A 22,229-nucleotide genomic window follows, 5' to 3' on the forward strand; every position below is an offset into this window, starting at 1 on the left:
TTTAGATGCCAAACCGGGAGATGAATTCCAAGTGCACTTTACTTTAGGGCCTGAGTTATGACCAAAGTGGTATTAAAGTGGTCAAAATGGCTTTCTTTGATTGTGTTGGGATTAGTGCTGGCTCTGCTGCTAGCACTGGTGGTGGTATTGTTTTCTAAACCAGGTTTAAGCTTGGTGGTGTGGGGAGCGGATCGTTTCGTTCCGCAGCTCACCATCGGATCTCATCAGGGATCGATATTTCCACGTTTCACGCTCAATGACGTCGCGTTTAAAGATGATCAATTGCATGTTGATGCTCAGATAAAATCATTAACCTTAGCGATAAAACCCGCTTGTTTTACCGAACCGAGCGTCTGTATTGATCAGCTAAGTGCGCAAGGTGTGCAATTTAGCATGCCACAACTGCCTGAATCTGAGCCAAGTTCTGAGCCTGACTCTGCCGCCAGCTCAACAATTACCTCGCCTTTACCTATTCGTGTCGGTCGTATTTTCTTACAAGATGTCGCGCTTGATGTACTGGGCAATCAGGTCAGTTGGGAGACATTTGCCACAGGGCTTATCTTCCAAGGTAATCGTCTCAGCATTAACAAAACTCGTTTTGATGGTGGTGTGGTCAAATTAGCCCCTGCGACGCCAGAGCAGAGCGCTACTAACCAATCAGATAACGCGACGGCAAAAAACAGTGATTCTCAGCCGATTGAATTACCTGATGTGGTGCTGCCATTATCGGTTGATGTGACACAACTTGATATTAGCAACTTTAAACTTGATCAAGCGGAGCCGGTGATTATCCATCAGCTTGCTTTAAAAGCCTTAGCAAGCCAATCCAGCGTGAAAGTGAGCCAGCTTGATGTCGATATGCCACAACTTAAAGCGGGCTTAACGGGGGAAGTTACTCTAAACCATGGTTATCCGCTCGATCTTAGCCTTGATGCCTTAGTGAAAATGGCACCAGTCAATGGGCAAAAACTCACCTTAAAAGCAACGGGCAGTGTTGAAAAACTCAAGTTGGAGGCAAAGTTACGTCAGTTGATTCAAGCCGATCTGAGCGCAGAATTGGAACCACTGGATCCAAATTTTCCATTCCAGATCGCGCTTAAAAAGGGCAAAGCACAGTGGCCATTAACGGGAAAAGCTGACTACCAAGCGCTAATCAATCAATTTAACGCTCAAGGATCCTTAGCGGGTTATCAATTGGATCTTGATGGTAATGCCAAAGGTCAGGCAATTCCTGAGGTGGATTTAACGCTTACAGGGAAAGGGGATTTGTCTGAAATTCATTTGTCGGCCCTCGATATCAAAACCCTCGGTGGTGAGATTAAGGGCTCGGCGATGGCTAACTGGCAAGCCCCAATCAATTGGGCAGCGGATCTGACTCTGGCTAATATTCAGCCCGGCCTGCAATGGCCAGAGGCGGAAGGTAATCTTAGTGGGGCATTAAAAACCGATGGCTCGTTAACCCAACAAGGTGGTTGGCAAGTGAATCTGCCAATGCTCGACATTGATGGGGTATTACGTCAATACCCGCTGAATGTGGTCGGCTCGCTCAAGGCATCAGACAAAAAAGGGGTGGGTGATATTCATCTTGAAACACCTCAGTTGGTGCTGTCTCATGGGCCAAACCAAATTGAAGCAAAAGGTAAGCTTGAGCAGCAATGGAATATGGATGTTCGGCTTAATCTACCTGAGCTGGCGAAGTCAATTCCGGAACTGCAAGGCAGCGCTTTGGGTGACTTGAGTTTGCGGGGCAAGCTGAGTGAACCTGAAGTTGGCGTTAACCTTGCTGTGAATAACATCGACTGGCGCGGTGAAGCACAAGTGAAAAGCGTGCGTTTACAAGGTGATGTTGTGCCATTACCGTTACCGCATGGCAAAGTGAACCTCAAAGTGGCGCAAATCAATTATCAAGGCAATCTGATTGATGATGTTGAGCTCAATATTGGCGGTAATCAAGATGCCCATGAATTGAGTCTTGAGGTGAATTCAGAGCTGCTTTCAACCCGCTTGGCGATCAGTGGCAACGTGACCGATAAACCTCATCTTGTCTGGCAAGGTCAACTTGGTCGGATGATGATTCGTACCCAGCAAGGTGATTGGAACCTCAATCAAGCCACGGCGGTTACCTTTGATTTTGCCAGTCAAATGGCGGCGGTTGGTGCGCACTGTTGGCAACAAAATGACAGCTCGGTTTGTCTGGATAAAGATATTCAAGTGGGCGAAAGTGGTGAAGCGCAATTTTCCGTTAAGCACTTCGATTTCAAACAACTGTCGATGTTTATGCCCGAGAAAACCGAGCTTAGCGGTTCGGTGGAAGGCCAAGTTTGGGCTAAATGGGCTCCGCAACAAGCGCCACAGTTAAAGGCTTCGATCACGATGCCAACAGGGCAAGTGAAGCAAATGCTTGATAAGCCGTTGGTGTTTGGTTGGGACAGTGTAAAAATCAATGCTGACGTTGCCAATAATCAATTGAAAGCGGATTGGTTATTTGATGTTACCGACAATGGCGATGTGAGCGGCCAAGTGACGATTCCAGATGTGACGGCACAAGATAAACAGATGGATGGTCAATTGGCGTTGAGCACGTTTAATTTGGACTTCCTCAATGTCTTGGTCGGTGAATACAGCCAACTAAAATCAAACATTCAAACGGATTTACGCTTTTCAGGTCCATTGCTTCATCCACAAGTGAACGGACAATTTGTCGTGGATGACATGTTGTTGCATGGTGATATTTCTCCGATTGATATTGATTCTGGTCGATTAGCGATTGAGTTTAACGGCTACAACGCCAAGTTAAACGCGGCGATTCAAACTCCCGATGGCAAGTTGAATGTTACCGGTGATGGTGACTGGCAAGATCTCCAAGATTGGCGCTCGCACGTGCGGGTTTTTGCTGATGAACTGCAAGTGAATCTGCCACCAATGGTGCGTATTAAGGTGATTCCCGATATGACCATCTCTGCGCAACCTAATTTGGCGCGGATTGATGGCAATATTGCACTGCCTTGGGGCCGTATTGTGATCGATGAACTGCCGCCAAGTGCGGTCGGCATATCAAAAGACTTGGTGCTGGTGGATAGTAAAGGAAAACCGCTGAAGAGTGATTCAACGGTGCCATTTGAAGTGGAAACCAATATTAAGATTAAGATCGGCGATGACTTTAAATTGTCCGCCTTTGGCTTAGAAGGCGGCTTGGTTGGTAATCTTAAAGTGGTGCAGAAAAATAAAGGGCCATTCGTTACGGGAGAAGTCAATATCGTTGACGGTTCTTACCAATCCTTCGGTCAAGACTTGTTGATCAAAGAAGGCAAGATCTTGATGAATGGACCGGTTGATCAACCATATGTGCAAATTACCGCAATACGTAATCCGGATAATACTCAAGATGACGTCACCGCAGGGGTCAAAGTGGTGGGGCCAGCTGATGAACCGCAGTTAACGATTTTTTCTGATCCCGCCATGCCACAGGCAAATGCGCTATCTTATCTATTAAGAGGTCAAGATATTGATGGTGAATCGGGCGGCAATGCGATGACCACCACCTTGATCGGACTCAGCTTGGCCAAAAGCGGTAAAGTGGTTGGCGAGCTTGGCCAAGCGTTTGGTGTGCAAGACCTGCAATTGGATACCGCTGGCTCCGGTGATGATTCGCAAGTGACGGTGAGTGGCTATGTATTACCAGGCTTACAAGTGAAATATGGCGTCGGTATTTTTGATTCTGTCGGTGAGTTTACAGTGCGCTATCGTTTAATGAAGGATCTCTACTTAGAAGTAGTTTCCGGCTTAGACAGTGCGGTGGATCTGCTCTACCAGTTTGAATTCAATTAATCATTGATGTTCTGAAATGATCGCATGCAATAGAAGGGAGGTTGCCAGTGCAACATTTGGTTTTTGTTTACGGCACATTGCGTGAGAACGAGACTAACCACCATTTTGTTGGTCAAGGTCAGTTTTTAGGCCATCACGAAACATTGCCCGAATACGCGTTATATGATCTTGGCGCTTATCCAGCCGTAGTAGAAGGACATCAAGTGATTTTTGGTGAAGTCTATTTAGTTAATGACGCGATGCTAGCCGAATTGGATAAGCTAGAAGATGTACCGGTTGAATATCGCCGTGAGTTAATTCCAACCCCCTTTGGTGAGGCTTGGATTTATCTTTATCAAGATGCATCACAATTGGATGTCATGATTGCATCGGGTGATTGGTGTCAACGGGTATAATGACCAAATCATGATAATGACGACGCATCTAACGCCGTCAAATCAGTGTGAGGGGACAGTATGAAGCAAAAGATAATGTTGATGCCTAGCATCTTAATATCATTGGTGTTGATGGGGTGCGCAGCGCAGCCTATTACCATACCGAATACGACAGAAGCGTGGCAAGATTATGGCCGTCAACAAGCAATCAAAGGCCATCTTTCTCAAAGTGAACAAAAGCTGGCTGAATTGGATCAGTCAGGGGCCTTTACCGATGAGTTGTATAATGCCTATCAAGCGGGATACGCAGCAGGTAAAGAGAAGTACTGCTCACAAAGCGCTTATATGCTCGCTCGCCTAGACAAACCATATTTAGGTATTTGTGATGATGTCGATCCATTCTTTCGTAGTGATTACGAAAACGCCCGACGTGAATCTTGGTAGTAATTGATAAGGTATTGATTAAAAAGCCAGCAATGCTGGCTTTGTTGTTTGCTAAAGGCTACTTTTGAGCGCGCTGATAAGATTCTAGAATCTCTTGTCGTGCTGCTGCGACATCTGCCCAGCCATCGACTTTTACCCACTTTCCTGCTTCCAGTTCTTTATAGCGTTCAAAGAACTGGGTGATCTGCGCTTTGAGCAGCTCTGGGATATCACCAACATCTTGGATATGGTCATATTCTTTAGACAACTTGCTGTGTGGCACGGCAAACACCTTCGCATCTTCGCCAGACTCATCGGTCATCTTTAACACCCCCACTGGTCGACAACGAATGACCGATCCCGGCATTAGTGGGTAAGGGGTTGGAACCAGTACATCAACCGGGTCACCATCAAGTGATAAAGTGTCATTTACGTAACCGTAATTGCATGGGTAGAACATCGGCGCTGACATAAAGCGGTCAACGAAAACCGCACCAGAATCTTTATCGACTTCATATTTGATTGGGTCTGCATTGGCAGGGATTTCGATGACGACATACAGGTCATCGGGTAGAGACTTACCAGCAGGTACATCATTCAAGCTCATGAGAGATATCCTTATTTCTAATTCAAATGAAGAGTGATTGGGTAAAAATACAGCCACTACAATAAAGGCAAAGCGAGTTTGATGTAAACAAACTGTTATTGTTTTGAGGCTAAAAAAGCGCCTCGCGGCGCTTTATCTTTAGTCGGGATGCAATTCCAGCAGCAACTCAACTTGTTTAACCATGTTGGTTGAACCAACGAAAAAGGGCACGCGTTGATGTAGCTCAGTGGGTTTGAGATCCATAATGCGCTGTGCGCCATCCGAGGCTAAGCCTCCCGCTTGCTCAATGATGAAGGCCATTGGATTGCATTCATACAGTAGGCGTAATTTACCTTGCGGATGACTTTGTGTGCTTGGGTAAAGATAGATCCCGCCTTTAAGTAGGTTACGGTGAAAATCAGCCACCAGTGAACCAATGTAGCGCGAAGTGTATGGGCGATGGGTTTGTGGATCGTTTTCTTGGCAATATTTGATGTATTTTTTAACGCCTTGTGGGAAGCGGAAATAATTGCCTTCGTTGATCGAGTAGATCTGACCATCCTCTGGGATCATCATGTTTTCATGTGAAAGACAGAAGGTGCCAAGTGATGGGTCGTAGGTGAAGCCATTGACGCCATTGCCTGTGGTGTACACCAACATGGTAGAGGAACCGTAGATCACATAACCTGCCGCGACTTGCTTGTTGCCCGGTTGGAGGAAATCTTCTTCAGTCGGTGGCGTGCCAATCGGCGACACTCGGCGATAGATGGAGAAAATGGTACCGACTGATACGTTAACATCAATATTTGACGATCCATCAAGAGGGTCCATTAACACCACATATTTGGCATTTTTGTTGAGCTCTTTACTGAAGGCGACCGCTTGATCTTCCTCTTCACTGGCCACTCCACACACCTGATCGCGTGCTTCTAGGGCGGCTTTAAATTTATCGTTAGCGTAAACATCCAGTTTTTGCTGAGCTTCGCCTTGTACGTTTTCAGTGCCGACCGCGCCAGTGATATCCACCAGACCCGCTTTATTGATTTCACGGTTAACGATTTTGGCTGCCAATCGAATCGAAGAGAGCAGCGATGAAAGATCGCCACCAGCGTGAGGGAAGTCTGCTTGTTTCTCAACGATGAACTCGCCAAGCGTGCGCATTCCAGACATGTTATTTCCTTTTAGTCAGCTAAAGATATTGGGCTTGAGTGATGGATTTCTAATGATCCAGTGCAATAGGAGGATTTGCTCAGTGATTAAAAACTCCCTAGATAAGTGTAAGACGTAGATCTTTTTATGGGTAATAAACTAACTGCTTGAGATCCCAATTTATTTACATTGTGTTTTGGACTGATAAAGAGCATAGAAAAGCGCGCGAATAGGGCGAAATAGGTCGATTCAATTGGCAATAGAGTGATCAAAACGGTTCGCTTTTAGTGGCTTTATCGCCATAATGAAGCGGTATTTTTAGCGTAGGACAAGGTTTCGTTTATGCACATTCATATCTTGGGGATCTGTGGCACCTTTATGGGTGGCGCGGCAACACTAGCGCGCCAGTTAGGCCATAAAGTGACGGGCAGTGATGCCAATGTTTATCCACCAATGAGTACCATGCTTGAATCTCAAGGTATTGAAATAATAGAGGGTTTCGATCCTGCTCAATTGAATCCTGCCCCAGATCTTGTGGTGATTGGTAATGCGATGAGTCGCGGCAATCCTTGTGTTGAGTATGTACTTAATAACAACCTACGCTACACCTCTGGACCACAGTGGTTACAAGAGTTTTTATTGCATGATCGCTGGGTATTAGCGGTCTCTGGCACGCATGGTAAAACCACCACCTCAAGTATGTTGTCTTGGATCCTTGAAGATTGTGGCTATCAGCCGGGCTTTTTGGTCGGCGGCGTGTTGGGTAACTTTGGTATTTCTGCTCGCTTAGGTGAAAGCATGTTTTTTGTCGTCGAAGCGGACGAATATGACAGCGCTTTTTTCGATAAGCGTTCAAAGTTTGTTCACTACCATCCACGAACATTAGTGATGAACAACCTCGAGTTTGATCATGCTGACATCTTTGATGATCTTGAGGCGATTAAGCGTCAATTCCATCATCTTGTTCGTACCGTGCCGAGCAACGGGCGTATTTTAGCGCCGAAAGCCGATCAAGCGCTGGCCGATGTGCTAGACCGCGGGTGTTGGAGTGAAACCGAATACACCGGTGAACAAGGGGATTGGCGTGCTGAAAAGATTGTTAAAGACGGTTCACAATTCCATGTGCTGCTTGATGGTGAAATCAAAGGCACAGTGAAATGGGATCTGGTTGGCGATCATAACGTCGATAATGCCTTAATGGCGATCGCAGCTGCTCGCCATGTTGGTGTGACTGCCGATCTTGCTTGTGAATCGCTAGCGAAATTTATCAATACAAAGCGTCGCCTTGAACTGAAAGGGCAAGTGAATGGCGTGACGGTTTATGATGACTTTGCTCATCACCCAACGGCGATTGAACTGACGATGGGGGGCCTGCGTAACAAGGTGGGCGGCGATAAGATCATTGCGGTACTAGAACCGCGTTCTGCGACGATGAAACGTGGCGTACATAAAGATACTCTCGCGGCATCATTGCATCATGCCGATGAGGTTTTCCTTTATCAGCCAGAGAGCATTGAATGGTCGGTGGAAGAGGTTGCTCAGCAATGTTCTCAACCGGCTTATACCAGTGCTGATATTGATCAATTGGTCGATGCGATCGTGGCAAAAGCTGCACCTGGCGACCATATTCTAGTGATGAGTAACGGCGGCTTTGAAGGTATTCATGGCAAGCTGCTAGAGAAACTGGCAGGTTAAACAGCATGACAAACAAGAGTAGTAAAGCGATTACTTTAGCCTTTACTGGCGCATCGGGCGCACCTTATGGGTTGCGTCTACTCGAGTGTTTATTGGCGGCAGATTATCAGGTTTATCTATTGATCTCTTCTGCCGCGCGAGTGGTGTTGGCAACTGAACATGGTTTGAAATTGCCAAGTGGCCCAGAGGCCGCACAGCAAGCATTAGTTGCGCATCTCAATTGTGATGCAGATAAATTGGTGGTGTGCGGTAAAGACGATTGGTTCTCGCCAGTGGCGTCAGGATCGGCTGCGCCAAAACAGATGGTGGTGTGCCCATGTTCTGCAGGCAGTGTGGCGGCAATCGCTCACGGCATGTCGGATAATTTGATTGAGCGTGCGGCTGATGTAGTGATGAAAGAGCGTGGCCAGCTAGTGCTGGTGGTACGTGAAACGCCTTTTTCTACCTTGCATTTAGAGAATATGCATAAGCTATCGACAATGGGGGTTACCATTATGCCTGCCGCGCCCGGGTTTTATCACCAACCACAAACCATTGAAGATTTGATTGATTTCATGGTGGCGAGAATTCTGGATCATATCGGTGTTGAGCAGGGGTTAGTTCCGCGCTGGGGTTATGATCGCAGAGGATAATATCTCGCTAGCCATACATTGGTAGAATGATTACAATCCCATCAATACTCAACGGGGAGCCATGCTGTGATGCGCTGGCTGAGATCGGTCAATGACTGGGACCCGTGTACCTGAACCAGATAATGCTGGCGTAGGAATTGAGTCTGGTCATTTAGTTACTGCGCTAATTAAACGCCGACCTCAAACCTGTGCCGCTCAACTCGGAGAGAGCGAACAGTGAAAACCACCACGTTAACCACCACCTTTAGTACGCTAGCGATTGCTTGCGCGTCTTTTTCTGCCTTCGCGGCGGACAATACCCTAACCGTTTATACCTACGATTCATTTGCCGCAGATTGGGGCCCAGGCCCAACAGTGGAAAAAGCCTTTGAAGCCCAGTGCGGTGGTTGTGATGTTAATTTTGTCGCGTTGGATGATGGCGTGTCGATTTTGAACCGCTTACGTTTAGAAAACGGCAATAGCAAAGCAGATATTGTCTTAGGGTTGGACAACAACCTAATGGCAGAAGCGAAGAAGACCGGTTTACTGAGTGAGCATCAGGTTGATACCAGCAGCGTAACGATTCCCGGCGGTTGGCAAGACACCACCTTTGTCCCTTATGACTATGGTTACTTTGCCTTTGTTTACAACAAAGAAAAGCTCGCTAACCCACCGACAAGCTTGAAAGAATTGGTTGAGCAGCGTGACGATCTAAAAATCATCTATCAAGATCCGCGAACCTCGACTCCGGGACAAGGTTTGATGCTTTGGATGAAATCAGTTTACGGTGATGATGTCGCGGCAGCATGGCAAAAACTGGCAGGCAAAACCGTTACCGTGACGAAAGGTTGGTCTGAAGCTTATTCGATGTTCCTAGAAGGCGAAGCGGATATGGTGCTTTCGTACACCACATCACCGGCTTACCACATTATTGCCGAAAACGATCTTAAATACGCAGCAGCGGATTTTAGTGAGGGTCACTACACGCAAGTTGAAGTTGCCGCAAAAGTGAAGGGCAGTAAGAACCCAGCGTTAGCGGATCAGTTCATGCAGTTTATTTTGAGTGATCAATTCCAATCAGCTATGCCGACGGGTAACTGGATGTATCCTGTCACAGATGTAGCGCAGCCGGAAGGTTTCTCTGTCCTGACAGTGCCGAGCAAAGCGCTAAGTTTTAGTGCTGATGAAATTGCCACGCAACGTAAGACATGGATTCGTGAATGGCAAAGCGCTTTAACGCGTTAAGGTTTTTACTTGAATCGTCTTCCTAAATTAGGACTGTGGGTCGCGATGTTTATCGCGGCCTTTGTCTTTTCAGCTTTGGCGGCGCTCTTTTATGCCGCACCGTCGCTCAATCTATTGCAGGTTTGGCAAGATCCTTATTATCGCCACGTTACGCAATTTAGTTTCTATCAATCATTTCTTTCCACTTTGCTCAGTGTCGGTCTTGCGCTTCCGGTCGCCCATGCACTGTCAAAGCGTGATTTTAAAGGTAAGGGCCTGCTGCTCAAGCTATTTAGCTCCACCTTAGTCTTACCTGTGCTGGTGGGGGTATTTGGCTTATTGGCGATTTACGGAAATTCAGGGCTCATAGCCGATGTTTTAGCGCTGTTTGAGCACACATTACCGTTTTCCATTTATGGTTTGAACGGTATTTTACTTGCGCATGTGTTTTTCAATCTCCCTTACGCTGCCCGCTTGTTGCTGCAAGCATTAGATACCATTCCTCAAGAGCAACATAAACTGTGTGCCCACTTGGGAATGAGCCAGTGGCAGAAATTTAAGTGGGTTGAGTGGCCGCGTTTAAGACAGCAATTACCCCACGTATCGGGCTTGGTCTTTATGCTTTGCTTTACCAGTTTTGCTACGGTGATGGCGTTAGGGGGCGGGCCAAAATCGACCACGATTGAGCTGGCGATCTATCAAGCGATTAAGTTTGATTTTGATCTGCAAGCTGGCGCTTTATTGGCGATTTGGCAAATGGTGTTATGCGGCTTGCTGGCGCTTTCTATTCAGCGCCTCGCTAAGCCTCTCGCGGTCTCTAACGGTTCAACGACACAGCTGCGTTACTTGGTTAATGATGGCCGTTTGGCGCGCGTGTGGGATGCTGGCTGGATTGTGTTTGCCTCTCTATTGGTCGTCCCACCACTATTGATGGTGGTGCTGAGCGGGCTAAATACACAGATTATCGATGTGTTGCGTGATACGCGTTTTTGGCAAGCACTGCTTTCCTCTTTGCTAGTCGCAATCGTCGCCAGTGTGTTTGCTTTGGCGGCGGGCATCGCGATTTTAACCACCAGTCGACGTTGGCGTTTAATGTCGAAAAATCGTCGTGCGGATCAGATTGAGCTGGTAGGAACGATTATTTTGGTGACGCCGGGATTGGTGATCTCCACCGGATTGTTCTTATTACTGCGTAATGTGACGGATGTTTTCAGCCTAGCGTATTTTATTGTTGTAGCGGTCAATGCCTTGATGGGATTGCCATATGTGATCAAAACCTTGTCGCAACCGATGTTACAAATCGAACAGCATTATCAATACTTAGCGGCGAGTTTAGGTTTACGTGGTTGGCAGAGATTTAAAGTGGTTGAATGGCGAGGCTTGAAAAAACCAATGGCGCACGCGTTTGCCTTGAGTTTTATGCTGGCGATGGGCGATTTAAGTGCAGTGGCATTATTTGGCGGAAGTGAGTTCCGTACCTTGCCACTCTACCTGTTCCAATTGCTTGGAAGCTATCAAATGGAGGCTGCCGCAGTGGTCTCTTTGACCTTATTACTGCTCAGTGTCGGTTGCTTTAGCATGATAGAGAAGCTCTTTAAAGCAAATCAGACGACGCATCATTCCATTCGTCACGCCGCTAAGCATGTTACGAAGTCATAGGGGATTTATGTTAAGTATTAAACACGCCCGCTATACCTATCACCACGACCCATTTGATTTTTCTCTTGAGGTGGCCGAAGGTGATATTTTGGCTCTGATGGGGCCGAGTGGCGCTGGAAAATCAACCTTATTAGCTCTGTTAGCGGGGTTTATTGAGCCTGAGTCTGGCGATATTCTGGCCGCAGGACAATCGCTATTGGGTCAGGCGCCGCATCAACGTCCAGTGGCGATGTTGTTTCAAGAGCATAATCTCTTTGCCCATTTGACGGTTGAGGAGAATATTGGTTTAGGACTTCATCCAGGATTAAAGCTCACGGCAGAGCAAAAACAACAAGTGGTGGAAGCCGCGCAACAAGTGGGGATCGTAGAGTATTTAGGCCGCCTCCCTGAGCAGTTATCGGGCGGCCAGCGTCAGCGTGTGGCTTTAGCGCGTTGTTTTGTTCAGCCACACCAAATTTGGCTGCTCGATGAGCCATTTTCTGCGTTAGATCCGCTCTTAAGAGAAGAGATGCTGATGTTGGTGAAGCGCTTAGCTCAAGAGCGCAATTTGACGGTGGTGATGGTTACGCACCATATCAACGATGCCCGCACGATCGCCAGTCAGTTTGCTTTTGTCGCTGATGGACGAGTGGCGGAATCTGGTGCGATTGAGCACTTGTCTGCGCAACATAGTAATAGTGAGTTGGCGGCGTTTGTTAAAGCCAGTCATTGAGCATGGAAATAAAAAAGGTTGCCGATCAAGGCAACCTTTTTTGTTGGGCGAATCTCAATTACTCTTGAGCTTCTTGTAGCGCTCTTAGCACTTGGAAAATTTCGCGGTAAGCCCTTGGTGGCTTGTTCGCTTGTTTTTCTTTAGCCGCTTGACGAGCAAGTTGACGTAAACGCTGACGATCTGCTTCAGGGTACATTGTCATAACCGCTTCAATCGCGCTATCACCTTCCGCTGCGATACGATCACGTAGCAACTCAAGCTTTTGCAGCATCATGGTGTTTTGTGCGTGCTTGTTACGGATTTTATCCAGTGCAGCCTGAATTTGATCCGCATCTTCATATTGCATCAGTTTACCGATGCGTTGCAGCTGGCGACGACGCGCTTCGTTTTTGAAGCGTTGTGCATCTTTCACTGCATCTAAAAGATCTTCACTTAGCGGCATTTTCTTTAGAGTAGACGAACTCAGTTCGACCAGCTCTACGCCAAGTTTTTGTAAAATCTCCATATCGCGTTTCATCTCGGATTTACTAACCCAGATGATCTCTTCTTCCGGTTCCCATGGCGCTTTTTGATTCTTACGAGCCATCTCTTTTGCCTTTAATTGACTATCTCTTCTTCTATTTTAACAAGAATCTTGGGGAGAAAGCGAAATTCTTGTTATCCTAGAAGCAATACTCATGAAAATGTAGAAAAAATATGGACGTAAGAGAGCAAGTCGCTCAGCAGCGTGTTGAGCTTGAAGCCGCCGTCGCTAAAGCGTTAGAGATGGCTGCCGTTAAGGCTGATGCCGCAGAAGTCGCAATTTCTAAATCGACTGGATTAAGTGTATCGACTCGCATGTGTGAGGTCGAAAACGTCGAATTTAACAGTGATGGTGCTTTAGGTATTACGGTTTACCGTGGTCAACGCAAAGGTAGCGCCTCTACGTCAGATTTGAGTGAGAAGGCGATTCAGCAGACCGTCATGGCGGCGTTGGACATTGCCCAATACACCTCGGAAGACCCATTTGCAGGCCCAGCACCCAAAGAATTTATGGTGCAAGAGATCCCTGATTTGGATCTGTTCCACCCAGATACGCCGGATCCCGATTACGCCGCTCAAGTCGCCATTGCCGCAGAAAAGCGTGCGTTGGAATACAGCAGCAAGATCAAACAAAGTGACGGTGCTAGCTACGACAGCCACTATGGGGTGAAAGTCTATGGTAACAGCCATGGTCTGCTTGCTAGCTATGCCAGCAGCCGTCACAGCACCAGTTGTTGTGTGATTGGTCAAGGTGCCAACGGCGAAATGGAGCGCGATTACAGCTACACCATGGCGCGTCACAAAGATGAACTGTGGACACCGGAACAAGTCGGCCAATTGGCGGCAGAAAAAACCGTGAGCCGTTTGGATGCTAAGCGTCTAGCTACGGGTAAATACCCAGTGATGTTTGCCGCGGATGTGGCGACAGGCCTACTTGGTCATCTGGTGATGGCGATCAGTGGCGGCAACCTCTACCGTAAATCGTCGTTCTTACTCGATCATTTAGGTAAGCAGATCCTACCGAGCTGGTTTAACGTTTCTGAGCGTCCGCATATTCTGCGTGGTTTGGCCTCAAGTCCATTTGATAGCGAAGGCGTCTTTACTAAAGATTGTGAGATCATTACTGATGGTGTGTTGGCAACCTACTTATTGACCAGCTACGCGGCACGTAAAATGAAGATGGATCCAACCGGTCATGCGGGTGGTATTCATAACTGGTTCGTGCAATCAACAGGGCAAGATTACCAGCAGATGCTTAAAGAGCTCGGGACCGGCTTCTTGGTGACGGAAGTGATGGGGCAAGGGGTTAATACCGTTACTGGCGATTACTCGCGTGGTGCGGCTGGCTTCTGGGTGGAAAATGGTGAAATCCAATACCCTGTATCAGAAGTGACCATTGCGGGTAACCTGAAAGACATGTTCCAACAGATCGTAGCCGTTGGCAGCGATGTTGAAACACGCTCGCAAATTCAAACTGGTTCGATTCTACTTGAGTCGATGAAAGTCGCTGGCGAATAACGACCGCGGTTTGCAACACGACTGCAGTTTGTAACGCTAGAAGCATAAAAAATCCCGAGCATTGGCTCGGGATTTGTGTTTTTAGCGCAAAATAGTTTTTAACACAGAGTCGCTTTTAACGAATAGGAGACTATTCACCCCACTGGGCTTCAAACCAACTCTCTAAGATCACCACCGCTGATTGGCAGTCGACATTGCCTTTTGATAGCGCTTTATAGCCGCCCATCGCAAACAGATCGGCGCGGGCTTCGCGGGTAGAAAGACGCTCATCATGCATCTCTACTGCTACCCCAAATCGGCCTTGTAGTCGCTGGCCGAATTTTTTCGCACGTGGTGTGATGGTTTCAAGATCCTTGCCGTGCAAGTCAGTCGGTAGGCCTACCACGATTAAGTTTGGTTGCCACTCTTTGATCTGCTTTTCAATATCATCCCAGTTAGGAATACCATCGTTGGCTTTAAATGCTTTGAGTGGTGAAGCGGTTCCGGTAATTTCCTGACCAATGGCGCTACCAATACTTTTGGTACCATAGTCAAAGGCCATAATAGTTCTATTTGACATAGTTTTTGATTCTTTGGTTGTGGGGCTTATGTGGTTGAATCAACACGTAAGCTATGCGTGACCAACATCGCTAGAGAGTTGCGCGACATCAATACCCAACATTTGTACTGCGGTCTGCCAGCGTTCTGTCAGTGGGGTTTCAAAGATCACTGATGGATCTGCTTCAATGGTGAGCCATGAATTTTCGGCTAACTCAACTTCGAGTTGCCCCGCTTCCCAGCCGGAATAGCCTAATGCCACTAAGTAGTGGTTTGGTTCCGCTTCGGTGCCGAGTACGCTGAGGATATCTTTTGAGGTAGTGACGGAAATTTTGTCGGTCATTTGAATGCTTGATTCATAATGATCTTTAGGTTGATGTAAGATAAAACCGCGATCTTCAGAAACTGGGCCACCGTTAAGTACTGGCATTTCAAGCTTATCGCTTTTTAGCTGTGGATGAACCGATTCAACCTTAACCTGTTCCAGCATTTTCCCAACCGTGACTTCAATTGGTGCATTGATCATTAAGCCCATTGCGCCATCTTGATTGTGCTCACACACATAGATCACACTGCGCTTGAAGTAGGGATCTTTCATGCCCGGCATGGCAACTAAAAAGTGGTTAGTTAAATTCATCAGTATCCAGCCTTATGGTTACCCAAACCTCTGCTTAGGCGATACTCTAAGCAGTCAGAGGGCGCGAGCGCCCTCTATTCGGGATTATTTTTTTAGACGGCGCTCAATCGCATCCATCAGCTTGCCTGTGATAGAGATATCGAAGGCTGCTTCAATTTCACGAATACAAGTTGGGCTTGTTACGTTGATTTCCGTTAGCTTGTCGCCAATCACATCGAGGCCAACAAAGATCAGGCCTTTTTCTTTAAGTGTAGGCGCAACTGCCAGTGCGATCTGCATATCTGTTTCGCTCAGTGGTTGAGCCACGCCAGTCCCACCTGCGGCAAGATTACCACGCGTCTCACCCTTAGCTGGAATACGAGCTAGGCAGTAAGGCATTGGCTCGCCATCAACCACAAGGATTCGTTTGTCGCCATTGCTGATATCAGGCACAAAAGTTTGCGCCATGGCGTAGTTTTGGCCGTGATTGGTCAATGTTTCAATAATCACTGAAACGTTTGGATCGTTTTCTTTTACGCGGAAAATTGATGCGCCGCCCATACCATCAAGTGGTTTTAGGATCACATCACCATGCTCTGCACGGAAAGCTTTAATTTTTTCCGCTTTACGCGTCACGATAGTGGTTGGAGTCAGCTCTGGGAACCAAGCGGTAAACAGTTTTTCGTTACAGTCACGTAGGCTCTGTGGCTTGTTGACGATCAGTGCGCCTTCCACTTCAGCGCGCTCTAGAATATAGGTCGCGTAGATGTATTCGGTATCAAAAGGGGGATCTTTACGCATCAGTACCGCATCAAGATCTGCCAGCTTAATGCTTTGCTCAGATTTGAACTCGTACCAACCGTTTGGATCTTCTTTTAGCTCAACGATCTTCGTGTCGGCAATTGCCACGCCTTGATCCAAATGCAGATCTTGCATTTCCATGTAATGGATTTCGTAGCCGCGACGTTGTGCTTCTAGCATCATGGCAAAGCTAGAGTCTTTTTTGATATTGATGGACGAAATTGGGTCCATCACGATGCCAAGTTTAATCATGCTTTTCTCCGGTTAGCCAAGATCGCCAAAACGAACTTGTAGGGCTGTAATTGCTGTTAACGCCGCGGTTTCGGTACGTAATACACGTGGGCCGAGAAGCGTCTCTTCAAATTGGTATTGCTCGGTCATATCGATTTCATCGCTCGACAAACCGCCCTCTGGGCCAATCAATAATCGCACTTTTTCTACAGGCGTCGGCAGGGTATTGATTGAGTATTTCGCGCGAGGATGCAGATTCAGTTTTAAACCGTCGTACTCTTCGGCACACCAATCTTCCAATTTCATGATTGGGCGAATTTCTGGCACGGTGTTACGGCCACATTGCTCGCAGGCACTAATCGCAATTTTTTGCCATTGTTCCATTTTCTTTTCAAAACGCTTTTGGTCAAGTTTGACACCACAACGTTCAGAAATGAGTGGTGTAATAGTATTTACGCCCAGCTCGACCGATTTTTGGATGGTAAATTCCATTTTGTCACCACGTGACATAACTTGGCCAAGGTGCAAATCCAGTGGTGATTCACTGCTGCGTTCGATACGCTCAGTCACGTCAACGTGCACGGTTTTCTTGGTCACTTCACTGATGGTGGCCGGAAATTCTGCGCCGCTGCCATCAAACAATAGCACTTGTTGGCCTTCTTTCATGCGTAGAGCACGGCCGATATGGCCTGCGGCATCTTCACTAAGTTCAACGACGCCAAGCTGCTGAATGATTTCTGGGTGATAAATTCGTGGGATTCGCATGGTGTATTAAGTTCCAGCCAAAAGAGATTTATAAAGAGTAACATGGATGCGTTAAGCGAAAAAAACAAGGGTATTTTCCGCTTAACTTATTGCCTAGAGCTTACGGCAAGCTTCAACAACAAATGGGTTGTGGTTACCCTGAACCTTAGCGATATGCTTATCGCGTTCACATTCCCATTTTTCGGCTGGATATTGTTTATTCCAAGCTTGCATTAAATTGCGTTGCTGTTTGGAAAGATCAAAGCCGTACTCTTGGCTCATATAGAGATAGGTTCGCGCAATTGAACCACGTGCACGAGCGGGTGGCATGACTTTGCGTTGTTTGAAATTCACCTGCATTTCGCAGCTGCCATAGGTGACCCCATCGACACCATTCCATTGGCTAAAGTTAAAGTTGGAGCGGTCGCCATTGACCTCGCCAATTGCAGGTGTGAGGTTATGTAGATCTGCTTCCATTTGACGAAATTGAGGGTATTTTTTCTTTGAACACTCTTTGCGGCCGCCTTTTTGCCAACATTGCATTTGATGGCCGAACTGCCACGCAGGCACGACGTGTTCCCACTCAATACGCGTTGCGCGTACTTTTTGTGTTTGCTTACGGATTTGGTAGCCACAGCCTTCTAAATCGGGAACGCCTTTTCTTCCTTGCCATTTGATATCACAGCCACAGTAAAAGCTGGTGGCGTAATCAAGGTCGCGCTCGAGATCTTTATAGATACTAACCGCTTCGCGTTTGGCGGCCGAAAAGGAACTAGGGGGAGCTGCTACAACATTGCTCGCGGCAAACGCCAGCAATAAACAGGAGAGTGTACGCATGAAAAAGTCTTATAAAGGAATGTCTTTTTGCATGATATCACTCAACTTACTGCTATATAGGTGATAATTTTGTAAATTGAAGTTTGTCGGTGGTCGTTTAGCTGAGTTGTTTGCCTGTAAAGCTAAGCTGCTGTTTGCATTGTTGGCAGCGGTAACTCATTTGCCCGCGCAGAACCTTGTTATGACGGCGAATGGTTAACGGGTAATCGCGGCACCCACAACGATATTGAAAGGTTTTCCCTTCTACTGACTGAGTAGCAAAGCGATGAGTTGTATGAGCGGGAACGCCAAATACGGCCTCCATAACTCCTTTCCATTGCGCGCCATGGGGGCGCACTCGGCCATAGACTTGATAAGTGATCAAGTGCGCGACTTCATGAGGAATGACTTCATCCAAAAAGGCTTTTTGGTTTTCGATGAATAGGACTGGATTGAGGCGGATTTGATTAAGCTGCTGGTAGGCTTTTCCTGCTGCTTTTCCACGCAGCTGATAGTTGAGTGCTGGCTGAGCAAACGGGCGTTTAAAGGCCTGCTCGGCAAGTTTTAGACAATCGGCTACCTTACGTATAGCTTGATAGTTGAGTTCTTTATCCACGCTCTCTCCATAAAAAAGCAGCTCAGCGCAAAGGCTGAGCTGACTGCATCATATAGTGAAGCGCTCAATCTGTTAAGGGTGATGTTTCTTCTTAATCACCTCATGATAAGCGTGCCAAGTTCCGTACCCCAAGATTGGCATAGTAAACAGCATGCCGATGCCATAGGTGGCAAAGCCAATTAAGATCCCACCACAAATGATAGCTGCCCACACAATCATCGCGGGGATGTTGCTTTTCACGGCATTAAAGCTGGTAAAAACCGCTGTCATCATGTCGACTCGGCGTTCCATCATTAGTGGGATGGAAAATGCAGAAAGACAAAATACGGCACAGGCGAGCACAAACCCGACGATGGAACCGATGACCAAAAATGGTAAAAAATCGGTTAGCGGTGCACCCTGCACAGAAGGGTAAAGCGCATGTAGCAAGGCGGCGATACGCATCCAAAAGATCATGCACACAGCAAGCAATACGGCAAATGCCCATTGAGAGCTAGAGTTGCGGCTGATCGCTTTGACCGAATGAAATAGGCTGGCATTGCGGCCACGCTCTCTCGCCCAACTGGCATCATATAATCCCAGCGCTAGAAATGGCCCGATAAGCATGTAGACCACTAAACTCGGCATCACGACTAAATGGGTGCCTTGCCATTGCACCAGTAACACAATACCGATGGCGGCAGCCATAAAGCACAAGCCATAGAAGGCACTAATGATTGGCATTTTTACTAAGTCATGCAGTCCTAGCGCGAGCCAGTGAAAAGGCGCGCTGATGCTGACTTGATTGCAAGGTATGGTTCGAGCGTATTCATGGTTGGGGACTTCCTTTTGTTCTCGCTTAAAGTCCGATGGATTCACAGTACGAGGCATAACTCCTCCTTGATGGTATCCCACAGTAACCACTGTTTCAGTGGTGATGTAATGGCAGACTGACTGGCGGGACATCAAACTCGCTCTAGCTGACATCATTGTCTGAGCATCAATGTTCTTCCTCATAAAGGTCTGAAGATTAATCTCAGCGTTATATGCGCACAATGCACATTTAACATTATTTTAACTATTGGCAACAATGAGCGAATTTACAAATTATTTGCTCATTGGTTGGCCTATTTCACTTTTAGATGGTTGGAGAATGGAGAATGGAGAATAGGGCGGGGGAGCGGGCTAAAACAAAAAGCCCTCGCAAAGGCGAGGGCTTAAAGCGTGGTACCACTAAGCGATTACTTAATGCCAGCGAAATCGCGTAGGATTGCCGCTTTATCAGTCGCTTCCCATGGGAATTCTTCACGACCGAAGTGGCCGTAAGCCGCGGTTTGTTTGTAGATAGGTTGAAGTAGGTTCAACATCTCTTGCAAGCCGTATGGGCGTAGGTCGAAGTGTTGGCGAACGGCTTCGATGATGATGTCGTGTGATACTTTTTCTGTACCGAACGTTTCCACCATGATTGACGTTGGATCCGCAACACCGATAGCGTAAGACAATTGGATTTCACAACGGTCAGCCATGCCAGCAGCGACAATGTTTTTCGCAACGTAACGTGCTGCGTAAGCTGCTGAACGGTCAACTTTTGATGGATCTTTACCTGAGAATGCACCGCCACCGTGACGAGCTGCGCCGCCGTAGGTATCAACGATGATCTTACGACCCGTTAGACCACAGTCACCCATTGGGCCACCGATAACAAAACGACCGGTTGGGTTAATAAAGAATTTGGTTTCTTTATTTAGCCATTCTGCTGGCAATACTGGCTTGATGATCTCTTCCATTACCGCTTCACGTAGATCGGGTGTCGTTACAGAATCACAGTGTTGGGTTGAAAGTACCACAGCATCAATACCAACAATTTTGCCTTGATCGTATTGGAAAGTAACTTGAGATTTCGCATCAGGGCGAAGGAAATCTAGCTTGCCGCTCTTACGCACTTCTGCTTGTTTTTTCACAAGTAGGTGAGAGTAAGTGATTGGCGCTGGCATTAGAATATCAGTTTCGTTGGTTGCATAACCAAACATGATGCCTTGGTCACCCGCACCTTGCTCTTTCGGATCCGCTTTATCAACACCTTGGTTGATGTCTGGCGATTGCTTACCGATGGTGTTGAGAACAGCACAAGAGTTCGCATCAAAGCCCATATCTGAGTGTACGTAGCCAATTTCACGGACAGTTTCACGAGTGATCTCTTCGATATCAACCCATGCTGAAGTTGTCACTTCGCCGCCTACCATCACCATGCCGGTTTTTACGTAGGTTTCACACGCAACACGTGCTTTCGGGTCTTGTTCTAAGATCGCATCAAGAACTGCATCAGAAATTTGGTCTGCAATTTTATCTGGATGGCCTTCTGAAACTGACTCAGAGGTAAATAGGTGCTTAGCCATGTGAACTCCATGTTTGTTCGTCGATACAGACAATCGATATCTGTATCAAAAATAGTCTTCAGCTATGTAGGTGTTTCTACATCTAGACGTCTATTTTAAATTTGAATGTTCGAATTACAAGCTCTTTTTTCAACTATCTAAAAACCAAACGTTTGCTTTTTAAATCGACGAATGAAAGAACTTTAGTAAAAGCGCGGTGAAAATCCGAATATTTGTGGCTTTTTTGTCGGGAAAACGTTTGCAGTGCTATAGGCGCTTTGAGAGAATACCGCCCACAATATATCCCTATATCAACTCGCTTACTTGCACTTAGGAGCAGACATGTCTTCTCGTAAACACCTAGCAAATGCAATCCGCGCACTTAGCATGGATGGCGTTCAACAAGCTAACTCGGGCCACCCTGGCGCACCAATGGGTATGGCAGATATCGCTGAAGTACTTTGGCGCTCTCACCTAAACCACAACCCAGCGAACCCTGAGTGGGCTGACCGCGACCGTTTTATTCTATCAAACGGCCACGGTTCTATGCTGATTTACTCTTTGCTACACCTAAGTGGTTACGAGTTATCAATTGACGATCTGAAAAACTTCCGTCAATTGCATTCAAAAACGCCTGGTCACCCAGAATATGGTTACGCGCCGGGTATCGAAACAACAACCGGTCCTCTAGGTCAAGGCATTACCAACGCAGTTGGTATGGCGATGGCTGAAAAGTCATTGGCAGCACAGTTCAATAAAGAAGGCCACGACATCGTTGACCACCACACTTATGTTTTCATGGGTGATGGTTGTTTGATGGAAGGTATCTCGCATGAAGCTTGTTCTCTTGCGGGCACATTAGGTCTTGGTAAGCTAATCGCGTTTTGGGATGACAACGGCATCTCTATCGATGGTCACGTAGAAGGTTGGTTCTCTGACGATACGCCTAAGCGTTTTGAAGCCTACGGCTGGCATGTTATCCCTGCGGTTGATGGTCACGATGCTGACGCCATCAATGCAGCGATTGAAGCGGCAAAAGCAGACCCACGTCCAACGCTAATCTGTACTAAAACCATCATCGGTTTTGGTTCGCCAAATAAATCAGGCTCGCATGACTGCCACGGTGCACCACTAGGTGCGGAAGAAATCGCAGCAGCGCGTGAATTCCTTGGTTGGGAACATCCAGCATTTGAAATTCCAGCAGATGTCTACT

At 47.0% G+C, this 22,229-nt stretch carries 21 protein-coding genes and 1 riboswitch; of the genes, 10 read left to right on the forward strand and 11 right to left on the reverse strand.

All coding sequences use genetic code 11. The features are described 5' to 3' along the window. Positions 1 to 57 precede the first annotated feature (57 nt). Genes RH86_RS18095 through RH86_RS18105 form a run of 3 tightly spaced genes read left to right on the forward strand, consistent with a single transcriptional unit; the run spans position 58 to position 4,646 of the window. Entirely contained in the window at positions 58 to 3,828 is a 3,771-nt protein-coding gene (locus RH86_RS18095) for a translocation/assembly module TamB domain-containing protein (protein ID WP_009387876.1), read from the forward strand. 47 nt (positions 3,829 to 3,875) lie between these two features. Beyond that, on the forward strand, positions 3,876 to 4,223 hold the full coding sequence (locus tag RH86_RS18100) for a gamma-glutamylcyclotransferase (protein ID WP_005593512.1): 348 nt from the start codon (positions 3,876 to 3,878) through the stop codon (positions 4,221 to 4,223). Between the two features lie 60 nt (positions 4,224 to 4,283). After that, positions 4,284 to 4,646, forward strand: coding sequence for a DUF2799 domain-containing protein (locus tag RH86_RS18105; RefSeq protein ID WP_009387877.1), 363 nt, complete (start codon positions 4,284 to 4,286; stop codon positions 4,644 to 4,646). Positions 4,647 to 4,704: 58 nt separating this feature from the next. Here RH86_RS18105 and ppa read toward each other — a convergent pair whose 3' ends face one another. Further along, complete coding sequence (gene ppa / locus RH86_RS18110) at positions 4,705 to 5,232, reverse strand: inorganic diphosphatase (RefSeq protein WP_009387878.1); 528 nt, start codon at positions 5,230 to 5,232, stop codon at positions 4,705 to 4,707. A gap of 138 nt (positions 5,233 to 5,370) precedes the next feature. Next, positions 5,371 to 6,381, reverse strand: a complete 1,011-nt coding sequence (gene fbp / locus RH86_RS18115) for a class 1 fructose-bisphosphatase (protein ID WP_005593509.1) — start codon at positions 6,379 to 6,381, stop codon at positions 5,371 to 5,373. Between the two features lie 321 nt (positions 6,382 to 6,702). Here fbp and mpl point away from each other — a divergent pair, with 321 nt between their 5' ends. The 5 genes from mpl to thiQ all read left to right on the forward strand — a co-directional run bounded on the left by mpl (position 6,703) and on the right by thiQ (position 12,261). Further along, positions 6,703 to 8,055: a UDP-N-acetylmuramate:L-alanyl-gamma-D-glutamyl-meso-diaminopimelate ligase gene (mpl, locus tag RH86_RS18120; protein WP_009387879.1), complete on the forward strand. Its 1,353-nt coding sequence runs from the start codon at positions 6,703 to 6,705 to the stop codon at positions 8,053 to 8,055. 5 nt (positions 8,056 to 8,060) lie between these two features. Then, positions 8,061 to 8,687 carry a flavin prenyltransferase UbiX gene (locus RH86_RS18125; RefSeq protein WP_009387880.1) on the forward strand — a complete coding sequence of 209 codons (627 nt, stop codon included), beginning with the start codon at positions 8,061 to 8,063 and terminating at the stop codon, positions 8,685 to 8,687. A 42-nt stretch (positions 8,688 to 8,729) separates the two neighbouring features. Beyond that, positions 8,730 to 8,841, forward strand: a riboswitch (TPP riboswitch). 62 nt (positions 8,842 to 8,903) lie between these two features. After that, positions 8,904 to 9,911, forward strand: a complete 1,008-nt coding sequence (gene thiB, locus RH86_RS18130; protein ID WP_009387881.1) for a thiamine ABC transporter substrate binding subunit — start codon at positions 8,904 to 8,906, stop codon at positions 9,909 to 9,911. A gap of 9 nt (positions 9,912 to 9,920) precedes the next feature. Next, entirely contained in the window at positions 9,921 to 11,549 is a 1,629-nt protein-coding gene (thiP, locus tag RH86_RS18135; RefSeq protein ID WP_083823382.1) for a thiamine/thiamine pyrophosphate ABC transporter permease ThiP, read from the forward strand. A gap of 7 nt (positions 11,550 to 11,556) precedes the next feature. Further along, a complete protein-coding gene (gene thiQ, locus RH86_RS18140; RefSeq protein ID WP_009387883.1) occupies positions 11,557 to 12,261 on the forward strand; it encodes a thiamine ABC transporter ATP-binding protein in 705 nt (234 codons plus the stop codon). A 58-nt stretch (positions 12,262 to 12,319) separates the two neighbouring features. On the opposite strand, the gene yjgA is transcribed toward thiQ, so the two are convergent. Then, a complete protein-coding gene (yjgA, locus tag RH86_RS18145) occupies positions 12,320 to 12,847 on the reverse strand; it encodes a ribosome biogenesis factor YjgA (RefSeq protein ID WP_005593501.1) in 528 nt (175 codons plus the stop codon). Positions 12,848 to 12,957: 110 nt separating this feature from the next. On the opposite strand from yjgA, the gene pmbA reads away from it, so the two are divergent. Continuing rightward, positions 12,958 to 14,301: a metalloprotease PmbA gene (pmbA, locus tag RH86_RS18150; protein WP_005593500.1), complete on the forward strand. Its 1,344-nt coding sequence runs from the start codon at positions 12,958 to 12,960 to the stop codon at positions 14,299 to 14,301. Between the two features lie 130 nt (positions 14,302 to 14,431). On the opposite strand, the gene ruvX is transcribed toward pmbA, so the two are convergent. The 8 genes from ruvX to metK all read right to left on the reverse strand — a co-directional run bounded on the left by ruvX (position 14,432) and on the right by metK (position 21,037). Then, complete coding sequence (ruvX, locus tag RH86_RS18155) at positions 14,432 to 14,860, reverse strand: Holliday junction resolvase RuvX (RefSeq protein WP_005593499.1); 429 nt, start codon at positions 14,858 to 14,860, stop codon at positions 14,432 to 14,434. 51 nt (positions 14,861 to 14,911) lie between these two features. Further along, a complete protein-coding gene (locus RH86_RS18160) occupies positions 14,912 to 15,475 on the reverse strand; it encodes a YqgE/AlgH family protein (protein ID WP_009387884.1) in 564 nt (187 codons plus the stop codon). An 84-nt stretch (positions 15,476 to 15,559) separates the two neighbouring features. After that, entirely contained in the window at positions 15,560 to 16,507 is a 948-nt protein-coding gene (gene gshB, locus RH86_RS18165) for a glutathione synthase (protein WP_009387885.1), read from the reverse strand. Positions 16,508 to 16,519: 12 nt separating this feature from the next. Then, positions 16,520 to 17,251, reverse strand: a complete 732-nt coding sequence (gene rsmE / locus RH86_RS18170; protein ID WP_005593496.1) for a 16S rRNA (uracil(1498)-N(3))-methyltransferase — start codon at positions 17,249 to 17,251, stop codon at positions 16,520 to 16,522. A gap of 93 nt (positions 17,252 to 17,344) precedes the next feature. After that, the gene (locus RH86_RS18175) at positions 17,345 to 18,067 is read right to left on the reverse strand and encodes an endonuclease (RefSeq protein WP_009387886.1); all 723 of its coding nucleotides are present in this window, start codon (positions 18,065 to 18,067) and stop codon (positions 17,345 to 17,347) included. A gap of 97 nt (positions 18,068 to 18,164) precedes the next feature. After that, positions 18,165 to 18,662 (reverse strand): SprT family zinc-dependent metalloprotease, encoded by a 498-nt coding sequence (locus RH86_RS18180; protein WP_009387887.1) that lies wholly within the window; start codon positions 18,660 to 18,662, stop codon positions 18,165 to 18,167. Between the two features lie 72 nt (positions 18,663 to 18,734). Continuing rightward, complete coding sequence (locus RH86_RS18185; protein WP_009387888.1) at positions 18,735 to 19,532, reverse strand: DUF2189 domain-containing protein; 798 nt, start codon at positions 19,530 to 19,532, stop codon at positions 18,735 to 18,737. Positions 19,533 to 19,882: 350 nt separating this feature from the next. Beyond that, the gene (gene metK / locus RH86_RS18190) at positions 19,883 to 21,037 is read right to left on the reverse strand and encodes a methionine adenosyltransferase (protein ID WP_005593492.1); all 1,155 of its coding nucleotides are present in this window, start codon (positions 21,035 to 21,037) and stop codon (positions 19,883 to 19,885) included. 321 nt (positions 21,038 to 21,358) lie between these two features. Here metK and RH86_RS18195 point away from each other — a divergent pair. After that, a partial coding sequence (locus RH86_RS18195) for a transketolase (protein WP_009387889.1) occupies positions 21,359 to 22,229 on the forward strand: 871 nt, incomplete at its 3' end.

The organism is Vibrio sp. N418 (assembly GCF_000222565.1).
In the GTDB taxonomy this organism is placed as follows: Bacteria; Pseudomonadota; Gammaproteobacteria; order Enterobacterales; family Vibrionaceae; genus Vibrio; species Vibrio scophthalmi.

Coding starts and splice junctions, on each gene's coding strand:
- RH86_RS18125 (WP_009387880.1), top strand. CDS start 8,061: ATGACAAACAAGAGTAGTAAAGCGATTACTTTAGCCTTTACTGGCGCA.
- RH86_RS18185 (WP_009387888.1), bottom strand. CDS start 19,532: ATGCCTCGTACTGTGAATCCATCGGACTTTAAGCGAGAACAAAAGGAA.
- metK (WP_005593492.1), bottom strand. CDS start 21,037: ATGGCTAAGCACCTATTTACCTCTGAGTCAGTTTCAGAAGGCCATCCA.
- ruvX (WP_005593499.1), bottom strand. CDS start 14,860: ATGTCAAATAGAACTATTATGGCCTTTGACTATGGTACCAAAAGTATT.
- rsmE (WP_005593496.1), bottom strand. CDS start 17,251: ATGCGAATCCCACGAATTTATCACCCAGAAATCATTCAGCAGCTTGGC.
- RH86_RS18105 (WP_009387877.1), top strand. CDS start 4,284: ATGAAGCAAAAGATAATGTTGATGCCTAGCATCTTAATATCATTGGTG.
- pmbA (WP_005593500.1), top strand. CDS start 12,958: ATGGACGTAAGAGAGCAAGTCGCTCAGCAGCGTGTTGAGCTTGAAGCC.
- RH86_RS18175 (WP_009387886.1), bottom strand. CDS start 18,067: ATGCGTACACTCTCCTGTTTATTGCTGGCGTTTGCCGCGAGCAATGTT.
- ppa (WP_009387878.1), bottom strand. CDS start 5,232: ATGAGCTTGAATGATGTACCTGCTGGTAAGTCTCTACCCGATGACCTG.
- RH86_RS18160 (WP_009387884.1), bottom strand. CDS start 15,475: ATGAATTTAACTAACCACTTTTTAGTTGCCATGCCGGGCATGAAAGAT.
- fbp (WP_005593509.1), bottom strand. CDS start 6,381: ATGTCTGGAATGCGCACGCTTGGCGAGTTCATCGTTGAGAAACAAGCA.
- thiQ (WP_009387883.1), top strand. CDS start 11,557: ATGTTAAGTATTAAACACGCCCGCTATACCTATCACCACGACCCATTT.
- gshB (WP_009387885.1), bottom strand. CDS start 16,507: ATGATTAAACTTGGCATCGTGATGGACCCAATTTCGTCCATCAATATC.
- RH86_RS18095 (WP_009387876.1), top strand. CDS start 58: ATGACCAAAGTGGTATTAAAGTGGTCAAAATGGCTTTCTTTGATTGTG.
- mpl (WP_009387879.1), top strand. CDS start 6,703: ATGCACATTCATATCTTGGGGATCTGTGGCACCTTTATGGGTGGCGCG.
- yjgA (WP_005593501.1), bottom strand. CDS start 12,847: ATGGCTCGTAAGAATCAAAAAGCGCCATGGGAACCGGAAGAAGAGATC.